Here is a 21,314-nt window from a genome sequence, read left to right as displayed (position 1 = left end):
GGAAAAAAAGGAAACGTCTTTGCGATCGGAAGCAAAGCAATCTCATACTGGCTTTATGAAGTAAAAGATTGCTTCACTAGCGTTCGCAATGACGCAAAAAACATTATTTCAAACGTATCAAAATAAAAATAACAAACAATCCCCAAACCAACACAAAAAACTTATTGACAAACAAATATCTGCTTCTCCGAAGTGTCCGTAAATGCTGCTTCTTCAAAACTTCCAAACTTATGCAGCATCCTAAAACCATGCTGTTTCAGGTAGGCATCTAATTCTTGCGGAAAAAACAGTCGCATATCCAAATTTTGAATCGAATCAAATGCACCATTTATATAATATTGCCATTCTATACGATTCATCTGCGTTGCACTTTCATAGTGCATTTGCTGTTTTATCAATACTTCTCTTCCATCGTTGGTGGTATAGTTGGCAATTTCTTGCTGTTCTTTTTCACCTTCAACAATATATTGAATATTCGGGTTATAGCAATCTAACAGAAACAAACCGCCTTCTTTAAGATGGTTTTTAACCGCAGTAAATGCCTTAAATAAATCTTCATTTTTATACAAATGATGGATGGAATTAAAAGGAATAAAAATAAGATCGTATTTTTCTGGTAAATCTAAGGTTCTAATATCTGCTTCCATAAACTCAATGGCTAGGCCTGCTTCGGAAGCTTTTGCTCTTGCTTGTTCGAGCATTGAGGAACTGTTATCTACGCCGCTAATAGCATAGCCATCTTTTGCAATTGGAATGGTTAATCTGCCAGTGCCACAACAAAGCTCCAAGATCCGAGCGTTCTTATTTTTTGGTAGCCATTGCTTGTAAAATGGCAAATCAGCGAGGTTGGTATTCATTCCATCATAAATATTCGCATCATAAATTAAATCGCCAACGGTATAAGTACTTTCCATTTTTTCTTTCAAAATCTATTGATTATTTAGCTATTAGTGTATTGAGTTTATTTTTTTATGCGTGCGATAAAACTGGAAACATCCACGCATTGTTTTTAAAATAAGCAGCCTTGTCTTTCAGTACGAATAAAGTATCTCCTGTATTTAATAAACTCTTTTGGTAATCGGTTTCATCCAATGGGACAAATCCCAATTGTACTCTTTTTATCGTTGTATTTGTTATGAATTTAATGACATCGTTTAGTGCAACGCGTTCTTTTGAAAATACATCATTCAAATATAGCGTGTCACCTTCCATATCCATAATAATTACAGTGTTAAGTTCGTCAAGATAATACAAACTGTTTTTCTTAAATAACAAAAAATAAAACATAAGTAATGCTGTATTGTTTTGCATAGCTAGTTTTGATATTGGATGTGCATCATGTATCGTTCTTAGCAATAATTCCTTGTCAGAAGCATCATCAATATGGAGTTTTCTTAATGATGATGATAATTTGTTAATACTGTTTAGCGATTTTGAATATTGGTATTCATTTACAATCTCGAAATTAAATTTCGGGTAGAAATCCAGTACACTGTCGTTTGCAAAAAGATATATAAAATCAGACTGTGTTTCCCATTCGTTTAGTACGTACTCCATAATGAACTTACTAAGTCCTCGATGTCGGTATGCTGTGTCTGTCATCACCGTACCAATTTGAATCCCTACTTTTTTCTCGTTTTCGATTACAAATTCTATTTTACTAACCGAAACATTTGAGATTACTTTATTATTGTGCATTAATGAGTATGGAATATAATTATCATCCCAGTAACCACTTAAATACCAACTTTCAAAATTGAATTCAAATGTGGCTTCCGTCAAGGCATTAAAACTCGCTCTAATTTCTGGGTCGTGTTTAAAATCTTTTACAAATGTGTAATTTATATTATTGAGTTCTATAAGTTTCATTAATGGTTACTTCTTTTTCTAACCAGGTATAACGGTTTGTGTATAGCTAGTTCCGTGGTAAGCACCTAATTTAACAAATAAAAACCGAATAGAAAATCTGTTGTTGCCTGAGCTTGTTGAAGGAAGGATTGTAAGTGGTACTAATTTTAGGATTATATAGTAAAACCTAAAAGAAAGACATCTTTGAAAGAGCTGAGAATTAGTCGTTTTTTTTGTAAAATTAAGGAGTTGTGCAACGGTTACTGTTGTTAGCACCAGTATTTATATTCTTAATGCTCCTTTCAACACTATTTGAGCTTCACTTTTTATCGTTAATGTTTTATCACTAATTAGTTCGACTTCCATAAATCCAGTTCTTTCAGAACATTGATATGAATTCATTTTCTTCTTATTCAAGCGTGTACTCCAATATTTAGATAAGAACGTATGAGTTGCTCCAGTTACTGGGTCTTCATTTGTTCCACTCCAAGGCCAGAAGTATCTTGATTCAAAGTCATAGGTGTCTATTTGCGAGATTGCGGTTACCAATACTCCGTTTATTGAATTATGTGAGCGTTTAAGCTTTTCAAAATCTGGCGATAAATTTTTTAATAGTTCACTACTCTCAATCTCTAGAAGTAGGATATTTGTTTCTTTATTAAACTCACTATTTGATATTTTTTCTATTCCGAGAGCTTTCAGTAATTCTTCAGGAGCATTTTGCGGAACTGTATCGTAAATAGGAAATTCCATTTCGATTATTTCTCCATACCTTTTAATTATTAAATCTAAACCTTGAATATTTTTAAAATGAATTTTTTCCATTTCAGGAAAGATTTCAAATAGTACTTTAGACGCTGCTAATGTTGCGTGTCCACAAAGAGGAATTTCCATTACAGGAGAAAAATATCTTATCGAGTATATATTCTGTTCCTCAATTTGATTGATAAAAGCAGTTTCCGAAAGACCTAATTCTTTTGCGATTAATTGCATTTGTGCATTCAACAATGTTTGACTCAACACACAAACACCTGCTGGATTTCCTTTGAAAGGGGTATCTGTAAAAGAGTCAACTATATAGGTTTCTATGTTGTTGTTCATTTTTTATGGTTGTTAGTGTATGTATAACCAAGAATTATTTTCACAACAACTCCTGTTATTTCCCATAAAAGTAAAACAAAGATTATACATACACAATGTGGTTTTTGGTAAAGAAAAAAGAAACGGCTTTGCAAACAATACTGAAGTAATCTATTTTTCATCAACATAATAAACAGACTGCCACGTCGCTATCGCTCCTCACAGTGACGTAAATTGTGCTGTTTTACGAAATCCGCAACAAAATCATCATATTTGAATGTTTTATTGAAGAATTTTCAATAAAAAGGCTCCCGAAACCTTCTCGCAGCAATGCAACAGGCTTTCCAACGCATTTGAAACCTTCTCGCAGACGTGCAGGAAGCTTTCCAACGTGTTTGAAACGTTCTCGCAGACCTGCGGCAAGCTTTCCGACGTGTTTGAAAGGCTCTCGCAGACCTGCAGGAAGCTTTCCCACACTGTGGATTAGTTCTCGCAGTCGTGCAGCAAGCTTTCGGGAAGTCGCGAAACGTTCTCGCAGCTATGCAACAAGCTTTCGGGAAACTAAGAAAGGCGTTTTCATCACAAAAGGCTTTTAAATTTTATATCGAACTCAGATTAACTAAGAATTCTGTTCAATTCTTTAAGTAAATAATGGATTACTACTTCGTCGAAGTCGATGTATAGCGGGTTTTTAAATTTTTCCTTTTCTTCCTTTAGTTTATTTCCAAGAGTTAAGAAAAAAGGTCTTTCAGCATTTAGATTATGTGAAAGAGGTTCTTTGTAGCGTTGTTCTAAATGAAGACCAAATGCTACTAATTGTGAGTTTTTAGCGTTCTTAAATATTGACCAAAATTCTGTAAAATCAAATTTTGAGTATATGGGATAATTCTTCAAACGAGTAGTTGGGTCACTTATTTTTTCTATAAAAGCCATCATGTCTTTTTCATACAACGCAAGAAGAGATTTAACTTCTTTATTTTCATTCTGTTTTTTAATAGTATGATATACTTCTTGGCAGTACATATTGATTTCATTTGAACTTACATTAAAATCAAATTGATGTACTTTCATTATATTCATTCCTTCCTTTTTAAAAGGATTCTTAGAGTGAAGTTCATTTAACCTAAAATTTATTTCTCCAAGATGTACGTTAAACTCAGGATAATCTTTAGAATTATATTGCAGCACCCATGTATCAATTCCTTTTTTAAATCGTTTTATAAGTTTTTTTTGAGCTTCTGTCAATCCATCTTCATGTATGTCTTTTTCATTTTTCAGAATCATGTTAACGCGTCTAGGTGTGTAAAAAAATCTGGTTACAACAGTAAAAACACTAGCGTAATCACCAAGGTGAAACTCAGCGTTGTCTACTAAAATTAACATTTCGTCAATTAAGTTTTCAATTTCTGACATGGGCAAGTCTAAACCTTCTAATTCAAATAACTTATTGAAAACCGGATAGTTGTTAACAACTCTATGTGGTTTTAATTCATTCACTAAATTTTCATTAATAAAAGAAGATCCTACTATATAATCGAATATTGAGTTAAAAATTGCTATGGGTTGGTACTTTATATTACTGAGATATTTTTCTTCATAATTTTGTTGATATGATATTAGTGCTTCGTATAGTTCACGTTCTTTTGGAGTTAATTCTCCATCAAATGGAGTTTTGATACTATTGCTTTCATCATCTTTATGTTTCAAACCAAAAATTATACTTGGTGTCAACCTACCCTTTTTAAATTCTATTGAAATAGATAGTGCATAATTGATAGTTCTGTCAAAGTAACTATCCTTTGAGAGTGCTGGTTTATCATCCTTTTGTAATACTTCCTCTATGGAAGTAAATATTACTTCATAATGATCTAAAAAGAAGAGCAGCGTTGTTAGATTACTATTACTTTCTTCAATTTTTGAAACAACATCTTGACTACGATCCTGTAGAAAATAGAAATAGCTAGGCAATTTTTCTTTGTATTTTTCAGTAATAATATGTTCGTAAACTAGTGGAAAATTAGTTTCGAACAGCATTGAATTGCTAATAACTTTCTCTTTCATTAGTGAATAATCAATTGCTACATTGCTTAATTCATCATCAGTTTCTACAAGTAGTACTTTTATAGGTGTGTTTTCAAGAATACTATTAATGAACCCAAACAATTCTTTGCTTGGTAAAGCATCACTTGTTCTATTAAGATCATCAAAACAAAGAAGTATGTTTACTTCAGTGGATGAAGTATCTTCATTTTTAGAGAATAATTTTATTAGAAATCTTCCAATTTTAGAAAAAATACTTACGCTTTTATTTTCTGATGGTGGCAATACTTCTAAAAGTGATTGCTCTTTGTTTAGAAACTGTTCTACATCTATTTTACAGAATAGTTTTGTCAGAAACTTTCTAGCATCTGAAGTGATATGTACAGTTTTGTCTCTTAAAAGTGGTAATAATTCTAAAAATAATTGTTCTTGAATTTCTTCAACACTTCTAAGTCCGAAAAGGGAAATTAATACAGGATAACAATTTTCATCATGTATGGAAGTTGAGGCTTGAGTTTTACGAACTTCTGGAAATAATGTATGTTTAATATAATATGTTTTTCCAATACCACTTTTTCCTCTAATCAATAAGGCATTATTTATGTCGCTTTCAAAAGATCGTGTTATTCTTTGCGTTAAATTTTCAGTCATTTATTTCAATGCTAATAAGTTTGGGTAGGAGTTGTTGCGTTAGCAGGAACTAATTTAGTCAATATAAGTTGAATAGAAAATTTGTTAATAACTAAGCTTCTTGAAAGAAACTTTTACAGCAATTAAAAACGCTCAAATTTCACTCAGAAAAAAATGAATCCATAAATAACAAAATAACGAATCCACAAAAAAACAAAGAGCAAAGCGACAACTCACAACCGCAAAACCACTCCGCAAACGTTGTAGTTTTAAGATCGGTAATATAATTGGGAAACTAGCATGAGAATTGCCGCTAAATTTATTAATTTCGGAATTCAGAACATACATAATTCCGAAAAATGCAAAATCAAAAACGTGTCGTTATCGATCATATTTCACCACAACTGAACAATGGTGAATTTTTTATCAAACGAATTGTCAACGAAATCGTAAACATACAAGCACATGTCTTAGTCGATGGACATGATGTAATTGCGGCTTCTGTATTGTACAAACATGAAAAAGAACGTACTTGGAAAGAAGCACGCATGCACGAAACTGGAAATGACGAATGGCAAGCTTCATTTGTGGTGGAAAAACAAGGTTTCTATACCTACAAAGTAGAAGGTTGGGTAGATTATGCACTAAACTGGCAACACGGCGCAGAACGAAAAATTGATGACAATCAACATATTGTTTCTGAATTGTTAGAAGGTGTGGAGATTCTTAAACCTTTACTCAAAAAAGTAACGAAGACAGAAAAGGAATATTTGGAAACTTGCATTGCAAACTTCAAAGATGCTTCCAAATATAATGAGGCTATTGAAGCGGCAAAAAGCGAAACATTACACAATATCTTTGTAAAATATCCTGAAAAAATATTAGCAAATTCGTCACATGACTTACAAGTCTATGTCGATCGTAAAAAAGCGCAATTCAGTACGTGGTATGAATTCTTTCCGCGTTCGGCTTCGGAAACAGAAGGAACACATGGAACATTCAAAGATTGCGAGCGTTTACTGCCCAAAGTTGCCAACATGGGATTTGATACCTTGTATTTTCCACCAATTCATCCTATTGGAGAAGTCAATCGTAAAGGAAAAAACAATACCACAGAAGCCAAAGAAGGTGATGTTGGTTCGGCGTGGGGAATTGGTTCACAATATGGCGGACACAAAGACATACATCCAGCATTGGGAACGATTGAAGACTTTAAAAGTTTAATCGCGAAAGCAAAAGAACAAAACATAGAAATCGCAATGGATTATGCATTGCAAGCAGCACCCGATCATCCTTGGGTAACCTCGCATCCAGATTGGTTCAAATGGCGACCAGACGGAACGGTTCAATATGCAGAAAATCCACCAAAAAAATACCAAGACATTTTGCCAATTTATTGGGAAAGTAAAGACTATAAAAATCTGTGGAACGAATGTTTAAGCACACTCTTTCATTGGATTGATTGCGGCGTGGAAGTTTTCCGAGTAGACAATCCGCACACAAAACCATACTATTTCTGGAATTGGGCAATTGCCGAAGTCAAAAAGAAACATCCAAACGTGCTCTTTCTCGCGGAAGCGTTTACCAGACCCAAAGTAATGCAGCAATTGGCAAAGCAAGGCTACACACAATCGTATACGTATTTCACTTGGCGTGATAACAAACACGAGCTGATTGAATACATGAACGAACTCACGCAAACGGAGCAAAAAGAATACATGCGCCCGAACTTTTGGCCAAATACACCAGACATCAATCCGTTTCATTTACAAGGTGCAAACGAAGCAAAATACATTCAGCGCTATGCGTTGGCAGCAACCTTGAGTTCCAACATTGGAATTTACGGACCTGTATTTGAGCAAATGATCGATGAAGCTATTCCTGGAAAAGAAGAATATTACATGTCAGAGAAGTTTCAATTGTGTCATTATGATTGGGACAAACAAAATAAACTCACAACGCTTATTGGTAGAATCAACGCAATTCGTCACGAACACGAAGCATTGCAACAAACGAATAATATCAAATTCTGTCACATAGAAAATGATAACTTATTAGGTTTCTATAAGTGGAATCAAGATCGGACGAGTGAAGTTTTAGTCATTATCAGTCTCGATCAATACTATGCGCAACAAGGAAACATTCAGTTGCCGTTGCACGATTTAGGAATTCAGCAAGGACAGAAAGTTGAGGTTCACGATTTAATCACAGGAAACAGTTACAATTGGTACAGCGAATGGAACTTTGTAGAATTGCATCCTGCGTTGCCGTTTCATATTTTTAAAATCAATAAATAGATTTAGTAAAACCATTAACCATGGCAAAAAAAACCACCAAAACGACATTACAGCCCGCGTACAATTTCAATGATCCTTGGGAAGAATTATTAGAAAACAAAGCGTTTGTAAAAGCATTTTTGTCAGATGTATTGGAAGATTACATCATCAAACAACGTTGGTACGGTGGAAAAGCAAGCAAATTAAAATATATTGAACTCTCGGAATATTTCCGAATTCAACAACATGGCGAAATCTATTATGGATTAATCTTAGAAGTAAACTTTGTAGAAGCGTTTTATCAGCATTATTTTTTACCGATTGCCTTTGTGTCGGATGAAAGTTTTGCCCAAGAAGATCGTATTTTGCCAATTAGCATTAAAGATCAAAAAGGATTTATCATTGACGCAATCAACCTAGAAGCGTTTCGGAAATTGGTTTTTGAGCGCATTCACACGGCAGTTCCTAACGATCAAACGAAAGTACAATATCACAAAAGCTTGCTGTTTCAAGATGCATACAAATCTTCCCGATTTATGGGCTTGGAGCAAAGCAATACGTCCATTGTATACAATGAAAACTATGTATTGAAATTCTTCCGAAGAATTTACGCAAACAAAAATCCTGACTATGAAATGAGTCGATTTCTATCGGAAAAGAAAAACTTCAAAAATACGCCTGCGTACTTAGGAAGCATCAATCTAGTAGATTCCGATAAGGAAAATATTACCATCGGACTCATGCAAGAAATGGTGCCAAATGAAGGTGATGCGTGGGATTATATGTTGAAAGAATTGCACAAAGTATTCTCAAATTTAGAAGCAAAAAAGATAAACACACAACAATTGCCCGATACGGAATTGTTTGAACGTTTAGACATTCGTGATGTGCCACCGCAAATAATTGATTGGGTTGGATTAAATTTATTCTTAAAGATTCAAACCTTAGCAAAACGTACTGCCGAAATGCATATTGCACTCGGAAGTGAATTTGAAGAAACTGCCTTTACACCAACACATTTCAATGGCGATTATACGGTTTGGCTGAAAAATAGATTGCTCTATCAATTTCAAAACCGATTGAATACGGTTGAAAACAATTTGCATAAGTTGGATGGTTTAGCGTTAACATTAGCACAAGAATTTTTAGACAAGAAAAACAGCATTCGGAAACGCTTTGTAAATTTCGATTGGACAAAGCTCAAAGGCGAACGCATTAGAGTGCATGGCGATTATCACTTAGGACAAATCTTGGTGAAGGATGATGATTTCTACATTCTCGATTTTGAAGGCGAACCCGAAAGCACCATTCGCGATCGAAAAGTAAAACAGCCGCCACTAAAAGATGTGGCAGGACTTTTTAGAAGTTTCCATTACGCGATTTACGCAACAATATTCAATCATAACGACGAGTACAAACATTCGCAAGACGATTTATTTGAAGCAGGCGAATTATTATATAAATACTTCATTGGTGTATTCTTAAAAACGTACATTACCAAAATTCAAGATGCAAACCTCAACATTGGGTACAGTCAGGAACGCATCTTTTTACTAAAATATTCATTGCTCGAAAAAGCAGTCTACGAACTTGGGTATGAACTCAACTCACGACCGCTTTGGGCTGTCATTCCGCTCAAAGGAATCACTAACATTATCAATCACTAATTTATGGCAACAGTAGTTCCACATAGTTTATTTTCAGAATTTGATGTCAATCTATTCAAAGCAGGAAAACATTACCGACTTTACGAAAAGTTTGGTTCACACATGATGACGCTTGACGGCGTGGAAGGAACCTATTTTGCAGTTTGGGCGCCAAGCGCAAAAACAGTTTCTGTCATTGGCGATTTTAACTTTTGGATAGAAGGCGAACATAAATTAAACGTACGTTGGGACGAAAGCGGCATTTGGGAAGGATTCATTCCTAATGTTGGAAAAGGAAGTACCTACAAATACAAAATACAAAGCAATCACAACGATATCAAAACGGAAAAAGCTGATCCGTATGCGCGTCGTTGCGAACATCCACCAAAAACAGCTTCGATTGTTTGGGAAGCCGATCACGATTGGAAAGATTCCAAGTGGATGAAAAAACGTAAAAAGCACAATGCCTTAGATGCGCCATATTCTGTATATGAAGTGCATTTAGGTTCGTGGAAACGTAAATTGGCAGAAAACAAATTTTTGTCATACATAGAATTGGCTGACGAATTGGTGAGTTATGTAAAAGATATGAATTTCACGCATGTGGAATTAATGCCAGTGATGGAATTCCCGTACGATCCAAGTTGGGGCTATCAACTTACAGGATATTTTGCGCCAACATCACGATTTGGCTATCCAGAAGAATTCAAATTATTAGTAGATAAACTACATCAAAACGACATCGGAATCATCTTAGATTGGGTTCCGTCGCACTTTCCTGAAGATGCACACGGACTTGGTTTCTTTGATGGAACCTGTTTATATGAACATCCAGACAAACGAAAAGGCTATCATCCCGATTGGAAAAGTTTGATCTTTAATTACGGTCGAAACGAAGTAAAATCATTCCTAATCAGTAACGCAATTTTTTGGCTCGATCAATTTCATGCAGATGGATTGCGCGTGGATGCAGTAGCTTCTATGTTATTCCTTGATTATTCTCGTGATGAAGGCGAATGGGAACCAAATCAGTTTGGTGGACGCGAAAACTTAGACGCCATTGCGTTTATGAAAGAAATGAACGAAGCAGTGTATTCGAGCTTTCCTGATGTACAGACTATTGCAGAAGAATCAACATCATTTCCAATGGTATCTCGTCCAACGTCTATTGGCGGACTTGGTTTTGGAATGAAATGGATGATGGGTTGGATGCACGATACCTTACAATACTTTGCGAAAGAACCAATTTATAGAAAACACCATCAAGATGATTTAACGTTTAGTATGACCTACGCGTTTACGGAAAACTTTATGTTGCCGTTATCACATGATGAGGTGGTGTACGGAAAACATTCCATCTTAGGAAGAATGCCAGGCGACGAATGGCAACGTTTTGCAAATCTTCGTTTACTATACAGTTACATGTTTACACATCCAGGAACGAATTTATTATTTCAAGGATGTGAATTTGGACAAAGTGGCGAATGGAATTTTGAACAAAGTTTAGATTGGCATTTACTCGAACATGATGTGCACAAAGGCGTTCAGAATTTAATTAAAGATTTAAACAAACTCTACAAAAAAGAAGCTGCATTGCACGAAAAGCAATTTACAGCCGATGGTTTTGAATGGATTGATTACAACGATTCGGAAAACTCAGTCTTAGTCTATATCAGAAAAGGGAAGAAGCCTGAAAACGATTTGATTATTGCGTGCAACATGACACCAATTCCACGCGAAAGCTATCGCATTGGACTGCCAACAGCGGGAATATTAAAAGAAGTTTTTAACAGTGATCTCAAAAAATACAACGGAACCAACGACTTTAAAAACAAAACGGTCAAATCGGAAGCAATGGAATGGCAATTTAGAAATCATTCTGCAGAAATTATGATTCCGCCTTTGGGAATGGTGGTGTTGAAATACAAGTAGTGAGTATTGAGCTATTAGTATTGAGATTTTTTAGAGAAAAAAGAACCAAGAGTATAGAGTCAAGACTTTTGTCATATCGAGCGCAGTCGAGATACAGCTTCGCATCATCATAGTTTTTTTAATATCGCATACCGAAGTATTAATAATCTGTTTAACTTGCTAACGATATATATTTCCTTTAATATAATATGTTCAGCATGCATCTAGCAGAAAAAAACCTCCGTTTACTTACAAAGCAATTCATCCTATGGTGCTTTGCTTTCACATGCTGTGTGAATGCTCAAACCAATAGCAATGCATCATACAAAGAATTAATTGAGTCATATAGAGAATTTAGAAGTAAAGAACGATCAAAAGCATTAGCATTTGCAATAGAAGCAAAAGGTGTGGCTTTAGTGAATGGAAACAATACACAACTAGCAGAAGCGCTTTACTATATTTCCACAGGTCAATATAACTTGGCTGAAAATAAGGAAGCTTTAAAGAATATTGAACTCGCCATAGCAGAAGCAAGCTCTATAAAAAACACCCTGTTTTTATATAAGGATTTTCTCTTAAAAGGAGATATTCTATCTGAATTAGGCGAAGACTCAAAAGCACTTATTGCATATTTAAAAGCAAAAGAATATGCAGAAGAAATAGGAGATCCTATTAATGAAGTGCTACCGCTATTTAGGATTGCTCATATAAAAAAGATTCATAAAGATTTTCAGGAAGCGATTCGTATAAACAAAGAAGTATTAAATCGTTTGAACATCTTAGGAGCTAATGTAAATACTAATTATTATAGGCTTAATGCATTCATGAATATTGCCGATACATATCTATGGTTGGAAAATCCGGATGAAGCTGAGTTTTACAATAAAGCTGGCTTAAAAAAATGTTCGGACACGATTATGCCAGAGACATATTATACTTTAGTTATGAATAAAGCGATCATTCATTATCAAAGAGAACAGTATCATGAATGTCTTGTAGTAGCAGAAGAAGTTGGCGAGTATAGTCTAAAAACAAAAAATGAAAGCTTATATGTTACGTCTTTATTCTACTTAGGGAAAAGTTATTCTAAACTAAATGAGCATGAAAAATCGCTTGGCTATTTGGAAAAAATACAAGCAATTATGAGTGCTTCCGACAATGTAGATGTGAATGAAAAAGAACTCAATGAATTTCTATTTCTCGGATATTACAAAAAAGAAAAGCATGAAAAAGCATTGCTCCATTTCCAAAAATATAAAGAATTAGAAAAAAAGGAAAGTGCCCAAGATTTAAAAATCAATAATGAAATACACAAGTTGCATGATATTGTTCCGCTACACAAAGAAATAGATACATTAGGCGAGGAGCTCACAAAACAAACCAACAATAAAAGAAACCTCGTTATTGTGTCTTTGGGATTGTGTATGCTGTTTCTGATGACAATTGTCTATTACATCATCAAAGGAAAAGTCATAAAAAAGAAATTTAAGGAATTGCTAAAAAAAGTATCCGATCTTGAAAATAATAATGAAAAACAAGTCGTTCCCCGAAAAGATATCGTAACGGATGAAAAAGTAGAAGCGATTTTAAAAAAGATAGCAACTTTTGAAAAAGAAGAACAGTACTTAGAGCCAGCATGTAGTTTAAGTTTTATGGCGGAAAATTTGGAAACCAATACGGCATACTTATCGAAAGTAATAAATACACACAAAGGAAAATCATATACGGTGTACATTACCGAGTTGCGACTCAACAAAGCTTTAATTCGATTAAAAAATGATAAAAAGCTGCAATCATACACTATCAAAGCCATAGCAGAAGAGTTTGGATTTAAGCGACAAGAAACATTTGCTAGAGCTTTTAAAGCGCATACAGGAATATATCCTTCTCAATATTTAAAAAATCTTCAAAATAAAACATAAACTATTGACAATTTATAAATCATCAATGGTTTAATTTTTATTTCATTTCAATACCTTCTTGCTTTACAATATATTAATTATTAAAACAGCAGTATCATGAAAAAAAAGAATCTAAAAAACCTGATATTACACAAGCATAAAATTTCTGATTTCACTTTGCTCCAAAGACAAATTGGAGGAACTTTAACCAATACGGAACCAGCGACAGAAACGAGCCCTAGTGGTGAAATTTCAGTACAGATTGTGTGTCCAACTGAAGTTTTATATTGTATTTCATTAAACTTTACAGATTGCGCAACTAATAATGGTACCGTAAAAGCGCCACCTCCGACAGAACATGAAGGTTGTGATGGAGTTTTAATAGGAGGATAATATAATGTCTACTTTATACGATATACCAAAGGTGTTGATGAATTATAATCCGTCAACACCTTTACTTTTTTGTTCTCAGTAAAATGTTTTGTTTTGAGCATATTAATTTCAAAACATAAATATCATGAAAAAAAGAAATTTTAATTCATTAAAGCTGAACAAGAAGTCTATTTCTAATTTAAAGACTGACAGTCTTAGCGGAGGAACTTGGCGAACGCTGTCATGTTATGTATCTTATAAACATTGTGAAACTTGGGAAGATTGTTCACCTTGCCATGTTCCTACGCCAGGATAAGATAGTATAAGCGATCTTCGGATCGCTTTTGTTTTTACAACTAGGATTTTAAATGTTAAATAGGGTCTTACCGTAAGTAGTTTCTTGTCTTTTTTTATAAATTTCTGTATAATCAAAACTTTATATCATGAACAAAAGAAATCTCAAATCGTTAACGCTTAACAAAAAATCTATTTCAAATTTCAACTATGAACAATCAATAACTGGAGGTGGAAATACATTTTATCGGAGATGTCCATCCTTTAGCTGTTTAAATAGTATATGTTTAACCGCTTGCGATTCAATGTGTCAATAAAAACAATCTAAAAAGTGAACTTCGGTTCACTTTTTTTACTGTTCTCAACAAATAAACGAGTTAAGAGTTAAAAAGTGATGAGTTAGGAGTGAAACAAATAAACAAACATCCAACAAGCCAATAACCAAATACAAAATCAATAAAAAACGTGTAGAATAATTGATTTATTCAGAATTATAATCAACTATAACGTTATCGTTAATAAGTCAAGGTTTTAAAGCTTTCAAATCTCTAAACTTTTCCGTTTTTTTACATAACATACTTACTAAACAGTACAATATGATTGTAAATACGGAATTAGAACAAAAAGGAAATTTATTTCCAACCAAAATACTACACTTCAAAAAAGATGTAGATACCTTTTACTTTACCGCAGAAAACGATGTTGTATTACAATTGCGAATCTTACGCGATAGTGTATTGCGTTTTCGCTACACAACGACAGGAACATTTGAAAATGATTTCTCCTATGCAATCACAAAATATGCAAGCACAGGTTACAATCACTTAGAAATAGAAGAAGACGAAGAAAAATATACCATCACTACGTCAAAACTAATTTGTCATATTGCGAAAGTAAACATGCGTGTTAAATTATACGATGCTAAAGACAATACGTTGATCAATGAAGACGAACTTGGTTTCCATTGGGAAGAAAGTTACGAGTTTGGCGGAAACGTTGTGAAAATGAGCAAAACGGTCAACGAACGTGAAAGCTACTTCGGGTTAGGCGATAAGCCAGATCATTTAAACCTAAAAGGAAAACGTTTTCAGAATTGGGTGACAGATTCGTATGCATACGGAAAATCGACAGATCCAATCTACAAAGCAATTCCGTTTTACACAGGATTGCATCATAATAAAGCTTACGGAATCTTTTTTGACAATACATTCAGAAGTTATTTTGACTTTGCACACGAACGCAGAAATGTAACCAGTTTTTGGGCGCAAGGAGGCGAAATGAATTACTATTTCATCTACGGACCGCAAATGCAAGATGTAGTTGAAAATTATACCGACTTAACAGGAAAGCCACATCAATTACCGCCATTATGGGCGTTAGGTTTTCATCAATGTAAATGGAGTTACTATCCTGAAAGCGATGTAAAAGAAATCACGAGTAAATTTAGAGAACTAAAAATTCCGTGCGATGCTATTTACTTAGACATTGATTATATGGATGGTTTTCGTTGTTTTACATGGAATAAAGAACATTTCCCCGATCCGAAACGAATGGTGAAAGAATTGGGAGATGATGGTTTTAAAGTGGTTGCCATCATTGATCCAGGAATCAAAATAGATAAAGAATATAGTGTTTTTAAAGAAGCATTAGACAAAGATTATTTCTGTAAACGTGCTGACGGACCGTACATGAAAGGAAAAGTATGGCCGGGCGAATGTTATTTTCCAGACTTCACCAAACCAGAAGTACGTGATTGGTGGTCAGGATTATTCAAAGAACTCATTGAAGATGTCGGAATCCAAGGTGTTTGGAATGACATGAACGAACCTGCCGTAATGGAAGTGCCAAACAAAACATTCCCGGATGATGTGCGACACGATTACGACGGAAATCCATGCAGTCACCGAAAAGCACACAATGTCTACGGAATGCAAATGGCACGCGCAACGTATCAAGGTTTAAAGAAATTTAACTATCCAAAACGTCCATTTGTTATTACGCGTGCGGCATATTCAGGAACGCAACGATATACTTCAACATGGACAGGCGATAACGTCGCTACTTGGGAACATTTATGGATTGCAAACGTACAAGCGCAACGCATGGCAATGTCAGGTTTCTCGTTTGTAGGAAGTGATATTGGAGGTTTTGCAGAACAGCCACAAGGCGAATTATTCACACGTTGGGTTCAACTTGGAATCTTTCATCCGTTTTGTAGAGTGCATTCATCAGGTGATCATGGCGATCAAGAACCTTGGGCTTTTGATGAAGATGTAACCGATGTAGTGCGTAAATTTATTGAATTGCGTTATCAATTATTACCATACTTATATACTGCTTTTTGGAATTTGGTCGATCATGGAACACCATTATTAAAATCGTTAGTAATGTTCGATCAAGAAGATCATCAAACGCATTACAGAACAGACGAATTTATTTTTGGTGATAAAATATTAGTTTGTCCAATTCAGGAACCAAACGCCAAAGGTAGAAGAATGTACATTCCACGCGGAAAATGGTATAATTTCTGGACCGATGAATTGGTAGAAGGTGGAAAAGAAAAATGGGTGGATGCAGAAATTGACAGCATGCCAATTTTTGTAAAAGAAGGAGCTGTTATTCCAAAATTTCCTGTACAACAATATGTTGATGAAAAACAAATTGATGAGGTTACACTTGATATTTACTACAAAGAAGGAAAAGAACGTTCGCAATTATTTGATGATGCACATGACGGTTACGATTACACAAAAGGTCGTTACAGTCTGAGAACCTTCAAGCTTACGGGAAAATCAAACGAATTAATTTTACAACAGCACAAAGAAGGAAAGTACATTACAACGTATGAAAGCTTCAAGTTGAAAATTCATGGATTGCCTTTTGAAGTCAAAGAAATTCAATTAGACAATGTAATTGTGCCGTTTTCAGATATGAAAATGGATGAAACAGGTGCTATGTTTGTGGATAAGAACTTCTCTGAAATTCATATTATTGGGTAGTTTCTTAGCTATTAGAAAATAGAAAATAGAAAATAGAGTAAAGAGTCAAGACTGATAGTTTTGGCTCTTTTTTATTGTTTCGCTTTGCGCGATTCAAAAATTCAAGGTTTTATATTGGCTCGTTTTTAATGTCATTGCGAAAGTTGTTCACTGAGCTTGTCGAAGTGAAAAACTTGTGGCAATCTGTTGCGGAATCCGCTCTTATTCATAATGGATTCCTGCCTTCGCAGGAATGACAATTGAACTGACGTTTTTCAATCTTTCAATGCTTCAATCATTTACACTTAATAAAAATCCATCAATCTTTTCAATCACTTCTTTCTTGCCTAAAATTCTTCGATGTCCAAAATGTTGTGTAATGTGAATACTTCCGTTAGAAAGTTCATTGTGAATTGCATGTGCGCAACTTACAGGAACATCACCATCATGTTCATCATGAACAACCAAGGTTGGAATGTGTACTTCTTTTGCCGCATTGTGCGCTGACGCGTAATCAATATCTTCTCCAAATTGTGTATCGAGCATTGTTTTCATTTTCTCAGCCACCGTATCTTTCAGCGTAAGCGTGCGTGTAAAATGTAGAATAATATCAGTAATCACATCCGCAGCACCAATAGTTACGAGTTTTTTAGTTTGAAATCCTTCACGAACGGCGTTCAATAAGGCCATTCCGCCTAAACTATGCCCAATGGCAAATTCAAAAGGTCCAAATTCTTTTTCTATTTCATGAATAGAAGCAATAAATTCAGGCATTGAAGTTGTAGCCCCCGAAGCTTTTCCGTGCGCAGGCGCATCAAAACTGATGATTTCATAGCCTAATTTCAAAAAATGATCGGCAATTTTCACCAATTGTGTTCCGCGTCCGCTCCAACCGTGCGCTAACAAAATCTTTTTATCACTTTTTCCATAGCGATATACAAGAATCGTTTTTAAAATTTCAGGGACAAACAAAGGTGTTTGTTCCGATTGTTCATCCATGTGATATTCACGCCTTGGCATTTTATGTTTAAAAGGTGTTATAAACAAGCGTTTTGCATATTTTGCGGCAGCTAAGGTGGAAATTGATTGCAAAAAGCGACCTGTACGTAAAATCACTTTTGGGACTTGTACAGACGGTTCAGGCTTGGGATTTGATGTAGTTTGACTCATTTTTTGGTAGCATATCTAAGATCGTTCAAAATTGAGATAAATTTTTGAGCTTCGGAAATACATTTTATAGTTTTACGCTACTAATTTAATAATTGTTAATTTTGTATTGGTATTCTATACCAAATTCATTTTAAAATAAAGAAGACACTAAAAAATATAATTATATGAAGAAGCTAGCATTCCTTTCGGTTTTCTTGTTTTTGTTGTCATGTGCAACAAATCCATTTACAGGAAAAAAAACATTGGCATTTGTATCAAATGATCAATTATTTCCAACTGCTTTTGCGCAGTACGATCAGTTTTTAACTGAAAATAAAGTAGAAACTGGCACTACCAGAGCAAATATGATTCAGCGAGTAGGAGAGCGTATTGCTGTGGCTGCAGAACGTTGGTTAGATGCCAATGGACAACAAGGCTATTTAAAAGATTACAAATGGGAATATAATTTGGTAGATGATCCTGCCGTAAATGCTTGGTGTATGCCAGGTGGAAAAATTGTTTTTTACACAGGAATTTTAGATGTAGCCCAAAATGAGACAGCAATCGCTGCTATTATGGGACATGAAGTCGCACACGCATTAGCAAACCACGGACAGCAACGTATGAGCGCAGGATATATTCAGCAAGGATTGGCTGTTGGAGGAAATATTTTGATCAAAGATGATAAATCGCGTCAAGCATTCAATCAGTATTATGGAGTTGGTTCTAATGTGTTAGGAATGTTACCATTTAGTAGAGCGCATGAAAATGAATCTGACAAAATTGGAATCTATTTAATGGCAATTGCTGGGTACAATCCTGATGAAGCTGCCGAATTATGGAAACGTATGGGCGCAAAAAGTAGTGGAAAAGCACCACCAGAATTTTTAAGTACACATCCTGCGAGTGCAACACGTGTTGAAAACCTTCAAGCGGAAGCAGCAAGAGCGAAAGCAGAAGCTAAAAAATATGGCGTAACATCATTTCGTCCATTAGGAACATATTAAATCTAAGACATTCAAAAATAATCTGTATTTTAGAAGCTGCTCAATTTAGAGCAGCTTTTATTATTTAAAACAATATGGGAAAAACAACTGGATTGCAAAAAGGTGACAAAAAATTAATTAACGCTTGGGCATTTTACGATTGGGCAAATTCGGTGTATTCACTCGTAATTAGTACGGCGGTTTTCCCGATTTATTACGCAACGATTACAGAAAGTTTTAAGAGTTTTGAACTTACTGAAAAAATTCAGTTTTTAGGAACGGATTGGAATCCAACGACATTATACAATTACACCATTGCATTTTTTATGTTGATTGTCGCTTTTATGTCGCCGATACTTTCTGGAATTGCCGATTATACAGGAAATAAACTCAAATTTTTGAAATTCTTCTGTTTATTGGGTTCAGTTTCCATTATGGGATTGTTCTTTTTTAAGGATGAATCCACATTATGGATCGGGCTTTTATTAACAGTAACTTCCGGAATTGGTTTTTGGGGAAGTATTGTATTTTACAATGCCTATTTGCCTGAAGTGGCGTATCCTGAACAGCAAGATGCCGCGAGTGCCAAAGGTTTTATTATGGGCTATATAGGTTCTATATTATTATTAATTTCTTGTTTGGTAATTATCATGAAACCAAATTTAGTTGGTTTGGAGGAAGGAACCTTGCCAACGCGAATTTCTTTTATCGTTGTAGGTCTTTGGTGGTTAGGTTTTGCACAATTAACTTATAAAAAATTACCTAAGAATGAAAACATTAGAAAACCCAAAAAAGGCTATCTAACAAGTGGTTTTAAAGAACTACGCAAAGTCTGGGACGAGTTAGTGAATTATCCACAATTGCGTATGTTTTTAATTTCATTCTTCTTTTTTAGTGTGGGTGTGCAAACCATTATTTACATGGCGGGAATCTTTGGAAGTACGGAATTAGGTTTGCCAACTACGAATTTAATTGGCGCTATTTTGTTAGTGCAATTTGTTGCCATATTTGGAGCGTTTATCTTTTCGAGAGTTTCTAGAAATTTTGGAAACTTAACCGCTTTGAAAATTACGATTTTGATTTGGGGAATTGTTTGTTTTGTAGCGTTTTCACTCGATAAAACACAAGAAAATATCGAACTCTATTTTTATGCTTTAGGCGGATTGATTGGTTTGGTGCTTGGCGCGATTCAATCCTTAGCACGATCAACCTATTCTAAATTATTACCAGAAACAGAAGATACAGCCACGTATTTTAGTTTTTACGATGTCACTGAAAAAGTAGCGATTGTCTTAGGAATGATCGTTTTCGGATTGCTGAATTCTATCACAGGTTCTATGCAATGGTCTGTACTATTCCTAGCAGTTTTCTTCTTAATTTCATTTGTGGTGTTAAGTTTTATCAAGAAAACAAAATATGTCAAATAACAAGTAAAAAATCACTTACGTCGTATAAACTATTGTGTTTCAATAATTTTATTAAATTTGCCCAGAATTAAAACCGATTTATAATGAAAAAAGCATCCTTATTACTATTAATTTTCATCTCATTGACTGCATTTACGTGTGAAAATGAACCACTTGACACTGGTGTAGAAGAAGCAATTAGTACAAATAACCCAGCCAATCCAACGGATCCAACAAACCCAACCGATCCTACAAATCCAGCAGACCCAACTTCTATCGTAGGAATCTGGAGAGCCATTTCTTTTTCTGCTACTGTCGAATCTTCAATAACTGTAGTTGGACTTTCGACGAATGTGACTTCAGATACTAATGGTTCAAACTTAGATTATACAGTTACTTTTGCAGACGATAATACATTCGCAACAAATGGAAGCTATGATGTTACATCAACAGTAAATGTAGATGGAGAACCACCAGCTACAAGTACTCAAAATTATGATAATGTTATGGGAACTGGTACGTATGAACTTACAGGAGTAAACATGATTACTGTCGATGGAGCATTTTACAATCTTTCAGTAGATGGTATAGATACGAGCGCAATAGCTGACGCACCACAAGAAGCACAATACACAATTAGTGCTGACGGACTCACATTAACATTTATTCAAGATCAGCAAGAAATACAAAATTTGGATGGAATTGAAATATCGACAACTATTTTAGCAACTTCTATTTTTACAAGACAATAAAAATTACACCATATAACAGCAAAAAAACCGCTCAAGTTGAGCGGT

The 21,314-nt window shown here is 34.7% G+C and carries 15 protein-coding genes; 10 read left to right on the top strand and 5 right to left on the bottom strand.

The window, feature by feature from the left end; translation table 11 throughout:
- Positions 1-161: 161 nt before the first annotated feature.
- From H2O64_RS08740 to H2O64_RS08725, 4 genes are all read right to left on the bottom strand, one after another.
- On the bottom strand, positions 162-914 hold the full coding sequence (locus tag H2O64_RS08740) for a class I SAM-dependent methyltransferase (protein ID WP_187561802.1): 753 nt from the start codon (positions 912-914) through the stop codon (positions 162-164).
- A gap of 55 nt (positions 915-969) precedes the next feature.
- Entirely contained in the window at positions 970-1,869 is a 900-nt protein-coding gene (locus tag H2O64_RS08735; protein WP_187561801.1) for a GNAT family N-acetyltransferase, read from the bottom strand.
- A 261-nt stretch (positions 1,870-2,130) separates the two neighbouring features.
- Complete coding sequence (locus H2O64_RS08730) at positions 2,131-2,949, bottom strand: PhzF family phenazine biosynthesis protein (protein ID WP_187561800.1); 819 nt, start codon at positions 2,947-2,949, stop codon at positions 2,131-2,133.
- Positions 2,950-3,543: 594 nt separating this feature from the next.
- Positions 3,544-5,619 carry a hypothetical protein gene (locus H2O64_RS08725; protein WP_187561799.1) on the bottom strand — a complete coding sequence of 692 codons (2,076 nt, stop codon included), beginning with the start codon at positions 5,617-5,619 and terminating at the stop codon, positions 3,544-3,546.
- A gap of 338 nt (positions 5,620-5,957) precedes the next feature.
- Here H2O64_RS08725 and H2O64_RS08720 point away from each other — a divergent pair, with 338 nt between their 5' ends.
- From H2O64_RS08720 to H2O64_RS08690, 7 genes are all read left to right on the top strand, one after another.
- Positions 5,958-7,895, top strand: a complete 1,938-nt coding sequence (locus tag H2O64_RS08720; protein WP_187561798.1) for an alpha-1,4-glucan--maltose-1-phosphate maltosyltransferase — start codon at positions 5,958-5,960, stop codon at positions 7,893-7,895.
- 20 nt (positions 7,896-7,915) lie between these two features.
- A complete protein-coding gene (locus H2O64_RS08715; protein ID WP_187561797.1) occupies positions 7,916-9,541 on the top strand; it encodes a trehalose synthase in 1,626 nt (541 codons plus the stop codon).
- Between the two features lie 3 nt (positions 9,542-9,544).
- Positions 9,545-11,452, top strand: a complete 1,908-nt coding sequence (glgB, locus tag H2O64_RS08710; RefSeq protein WP_187561796.1) for a 1,4-alpha-glucan branching protein GlgB — start codon at positions 9,545-9,547, stop codon at positions 11,450-11,452.
- Between the two features lie 197 nt (positions 11,453-11,649).
- The gene (locus tag H2O64_RS08705; RefSeq protein WP_187561795.1) at positions 11,650-13,353 is read left to right on the top strand and encodes a helix-turn-helix domain-containing protein; all 1,704 of its coding nucleotides are present in this window, start codon (positions 11,650-11,652) and stop codon (positions 13,351-13,353) included.
- Between the two features lie 96 nt (positions 13,354-13,449).
- Complete coding sequence (locus tag H2O64_RS08700) at positions 13,450-13,725, top strand: hypothetical protein (RefSeq protein WP_187561794.1); 276 nt, start codon at positions 13,450-13,452, stop codon at positions 13,723-13,725.
- Between the two features lie 124 nt (positions 13,726-13,849).
- Complete coding sequence (locus H2O64_RS08695) at positions 13,850-14,020, top strand: hypothetical protein (RefSeq protein ID WP_187561793.1); 171 nt, start codon at positions 13,850-13,852, stop codon at positions 14,018-14,020.
- Positions 14,021-14,594: 574 nt separating this feature from the next.
- Positions 14,595-16,997, top strand: coding sequence for a glycoside hydrolase family 31 protein (locus H2O64_RS08690; protein WP_187561792.1), 2,403 nt, complete (start codon positions 14,595-14,597; stop codon positions 16,995-16,997).
- Positions 16,998-17,267: 270 nt separating this feature from the next.
- Here the strand turns inward: H2O64_RS08690 and H2O64_RS08685 are convergent, their stop codons facing one another.
- On the bottom strand, positions 17,268-18,146 hold the full coding sequence (locus H2O64_RS08685; RefSeq protein WP_187561791.1) for an alpha/beta fold hydrolase: 879 nt from the start codon (positions 18,144-18,146) through the stop codon (positions 17,268-17,270).
- A gap of 164 nt (positions 18,147-18,310) precedes the next feature.
- Between H2O64_RS08685 and H2O64_RS08680 the strand changes: the two genes are divergently transcribed.
- The 3 genes from H2O64_RS08680 to H2O64_RS08670 all read left to right on the top strand — a co-directional run bounded on the left by H2O64_RS08680 (position 18,311) and on the right by H2O64_RS08670 (position 21,269).
- Positions 18,311-19,132, top strand: a complete 822-nt coding sequence (locus H2O64_RS08680) for a M48 family metallopeptidase (protein WP_187561790.1) — start codon at positions 18,311-18,313, stop codon at positions 19,130-19,132.
- A 74-nt stretch (positions 19,133-19,206) separates the two neighbouring features.
- Positions 19,207-20,538, top strand: coding sequence for an MFS transporter (locus tag H2O64_RS08675; protein ID WP_187561789.1), 1,332 nt, complete (start codon positions 19,207-19,209; stop codon positions 20,536-20,538).
- A gap of 83 nt (positions 20,539-20,621) precedes the next feature.
- Positions 20,622-21,269, top strand: a complete 648-nt coding sequence (locus H2O64_RS08670) for a hypothetical protein (protein ID WP_187561788.1) — start codon at positions 20,622-20,624, stop codon at positions 21,267-21,269.
- Positions 21,270-21,314: the final 45 nt, after the last annotated feature.

This window comes from Kordia aestuariivivens (assembly GCF_014397005.1).
Taxonomy (GTDB): domain Bacteria; phylum Bacteroidota; class Bacteroidia; order Flavobacteriales; family Flavobacteriaceae; genus Kordia; species Kordia aestuariivivens.
This window is presented reverse-complemented; position numbering and strand designations above follow the sequence as displayed.

Excerpts from the sequence above, each read along its gene's own strand:
- H2O64_RS08740 (WP_187561802.1), bottom strand. The coding sequence starts at position 914 with ATGGAAAGTACTTATACCGTTGGCGATTTAATTTATGATGCGAATATT.
- H2O64_RS08735 (WP_187561801.1), bottom strand. The coding sequence starts at position 1,869 with ATGAAACTTATAGAACTCAATAATATAAATTACACATTTGTAAAAGAT.
- H2O64_RS08730 (WP_187561800.1), bottom strand. The coding sequence starts at position 2,949 with ATGAACAACAACATAGAAACCTATATAGTTGACTCTTTTACAGATACC.
- H2O64_RS08725 (WP_187561799.1), bottom strand. The coding sequence starts at position 5,619 with ATGACTGAAAATTTAACGCAAAGAATAACACGATCTTTTGAAAGCGAC.
- H2O64_RS08720 (WP_187561798.1), top strand. The coding sequence starts at position 5,958 with ATGCAAAATCAAAAACGTGTCGTTATCGATCATATTTCACCACAACTG.
- H2O64_RS08715 (WP_187561797.1), top strand. The coding sequence starts at position 7,916 with ATGGCAAAAAAAACCACCAAAACGACATTACAGCCCGCGTACAATTTC.
- glgB (WP_187561796.1), top strand. The coding sequence starts at position 9,545 with ATGGCAACAGTAGTTCCACATAGTTTATTTTCAGAATTTGATGTCAAT.
- H2O64_RS08705 (WP_187561795.1), top strand. The coding sequence starts at position 11,650 with ATGCATCTAGCAGAAAAAAACCTCCGTTTACTTACAAAGCAATTCATC.
- H2O64_RS08700 (WP_187561794.1), top strand. The coding sequence starts at position 13,450 with ATGAAAAAAAAGAATCTAAAAAACCTGATATTACACAAGCATAAAATT.
- H2O64_RS08695 (WP_187561793.1), top strand. The coding sequence starts at position 13,850 with ATGAAAAAAAGAAATTTTAATTCATTAAAGCTGAACAAGAAGTCTATT.
- H2O64_RS08690 (WP_187561792.1), top strand. The coding sequence starts at position 14,595 with ATGATTGTAAATACGGAATTAGAACAAAAAGGAAATTTATTTCCAACC.
- H2O64_RS08685 (WP_187561791.1), bottom strand. The coding sequence starts at position 18,146 with ATGAGTCAAACTACATCAAATCCCAAGCCTGAACCGTCTGTACAAGTC.
- H2O64_RS08680 (WP_187561790.1), top strand. The coding sequence starts at position 18,311 with ATGAAGAAGCTAGCATTCCTTTCGGTTTTCTTGTTTTTGTTGTCATGT.
- H2O64_RS08675 (WP_187561789.1), top strand. The coding sequence starts at position 19,207 with ATGGGAAAAACAACTGGATTGCAAAAAGGTGACAAAAAATTAATTAAC.
- H2O64_RS08670 (WP_187561788.1), top strand. The coding sequence starts at position 20,622 with ATGAAAAAAGCATCCTTATTACTATTAATTTTCATCTCATTGACTGCA.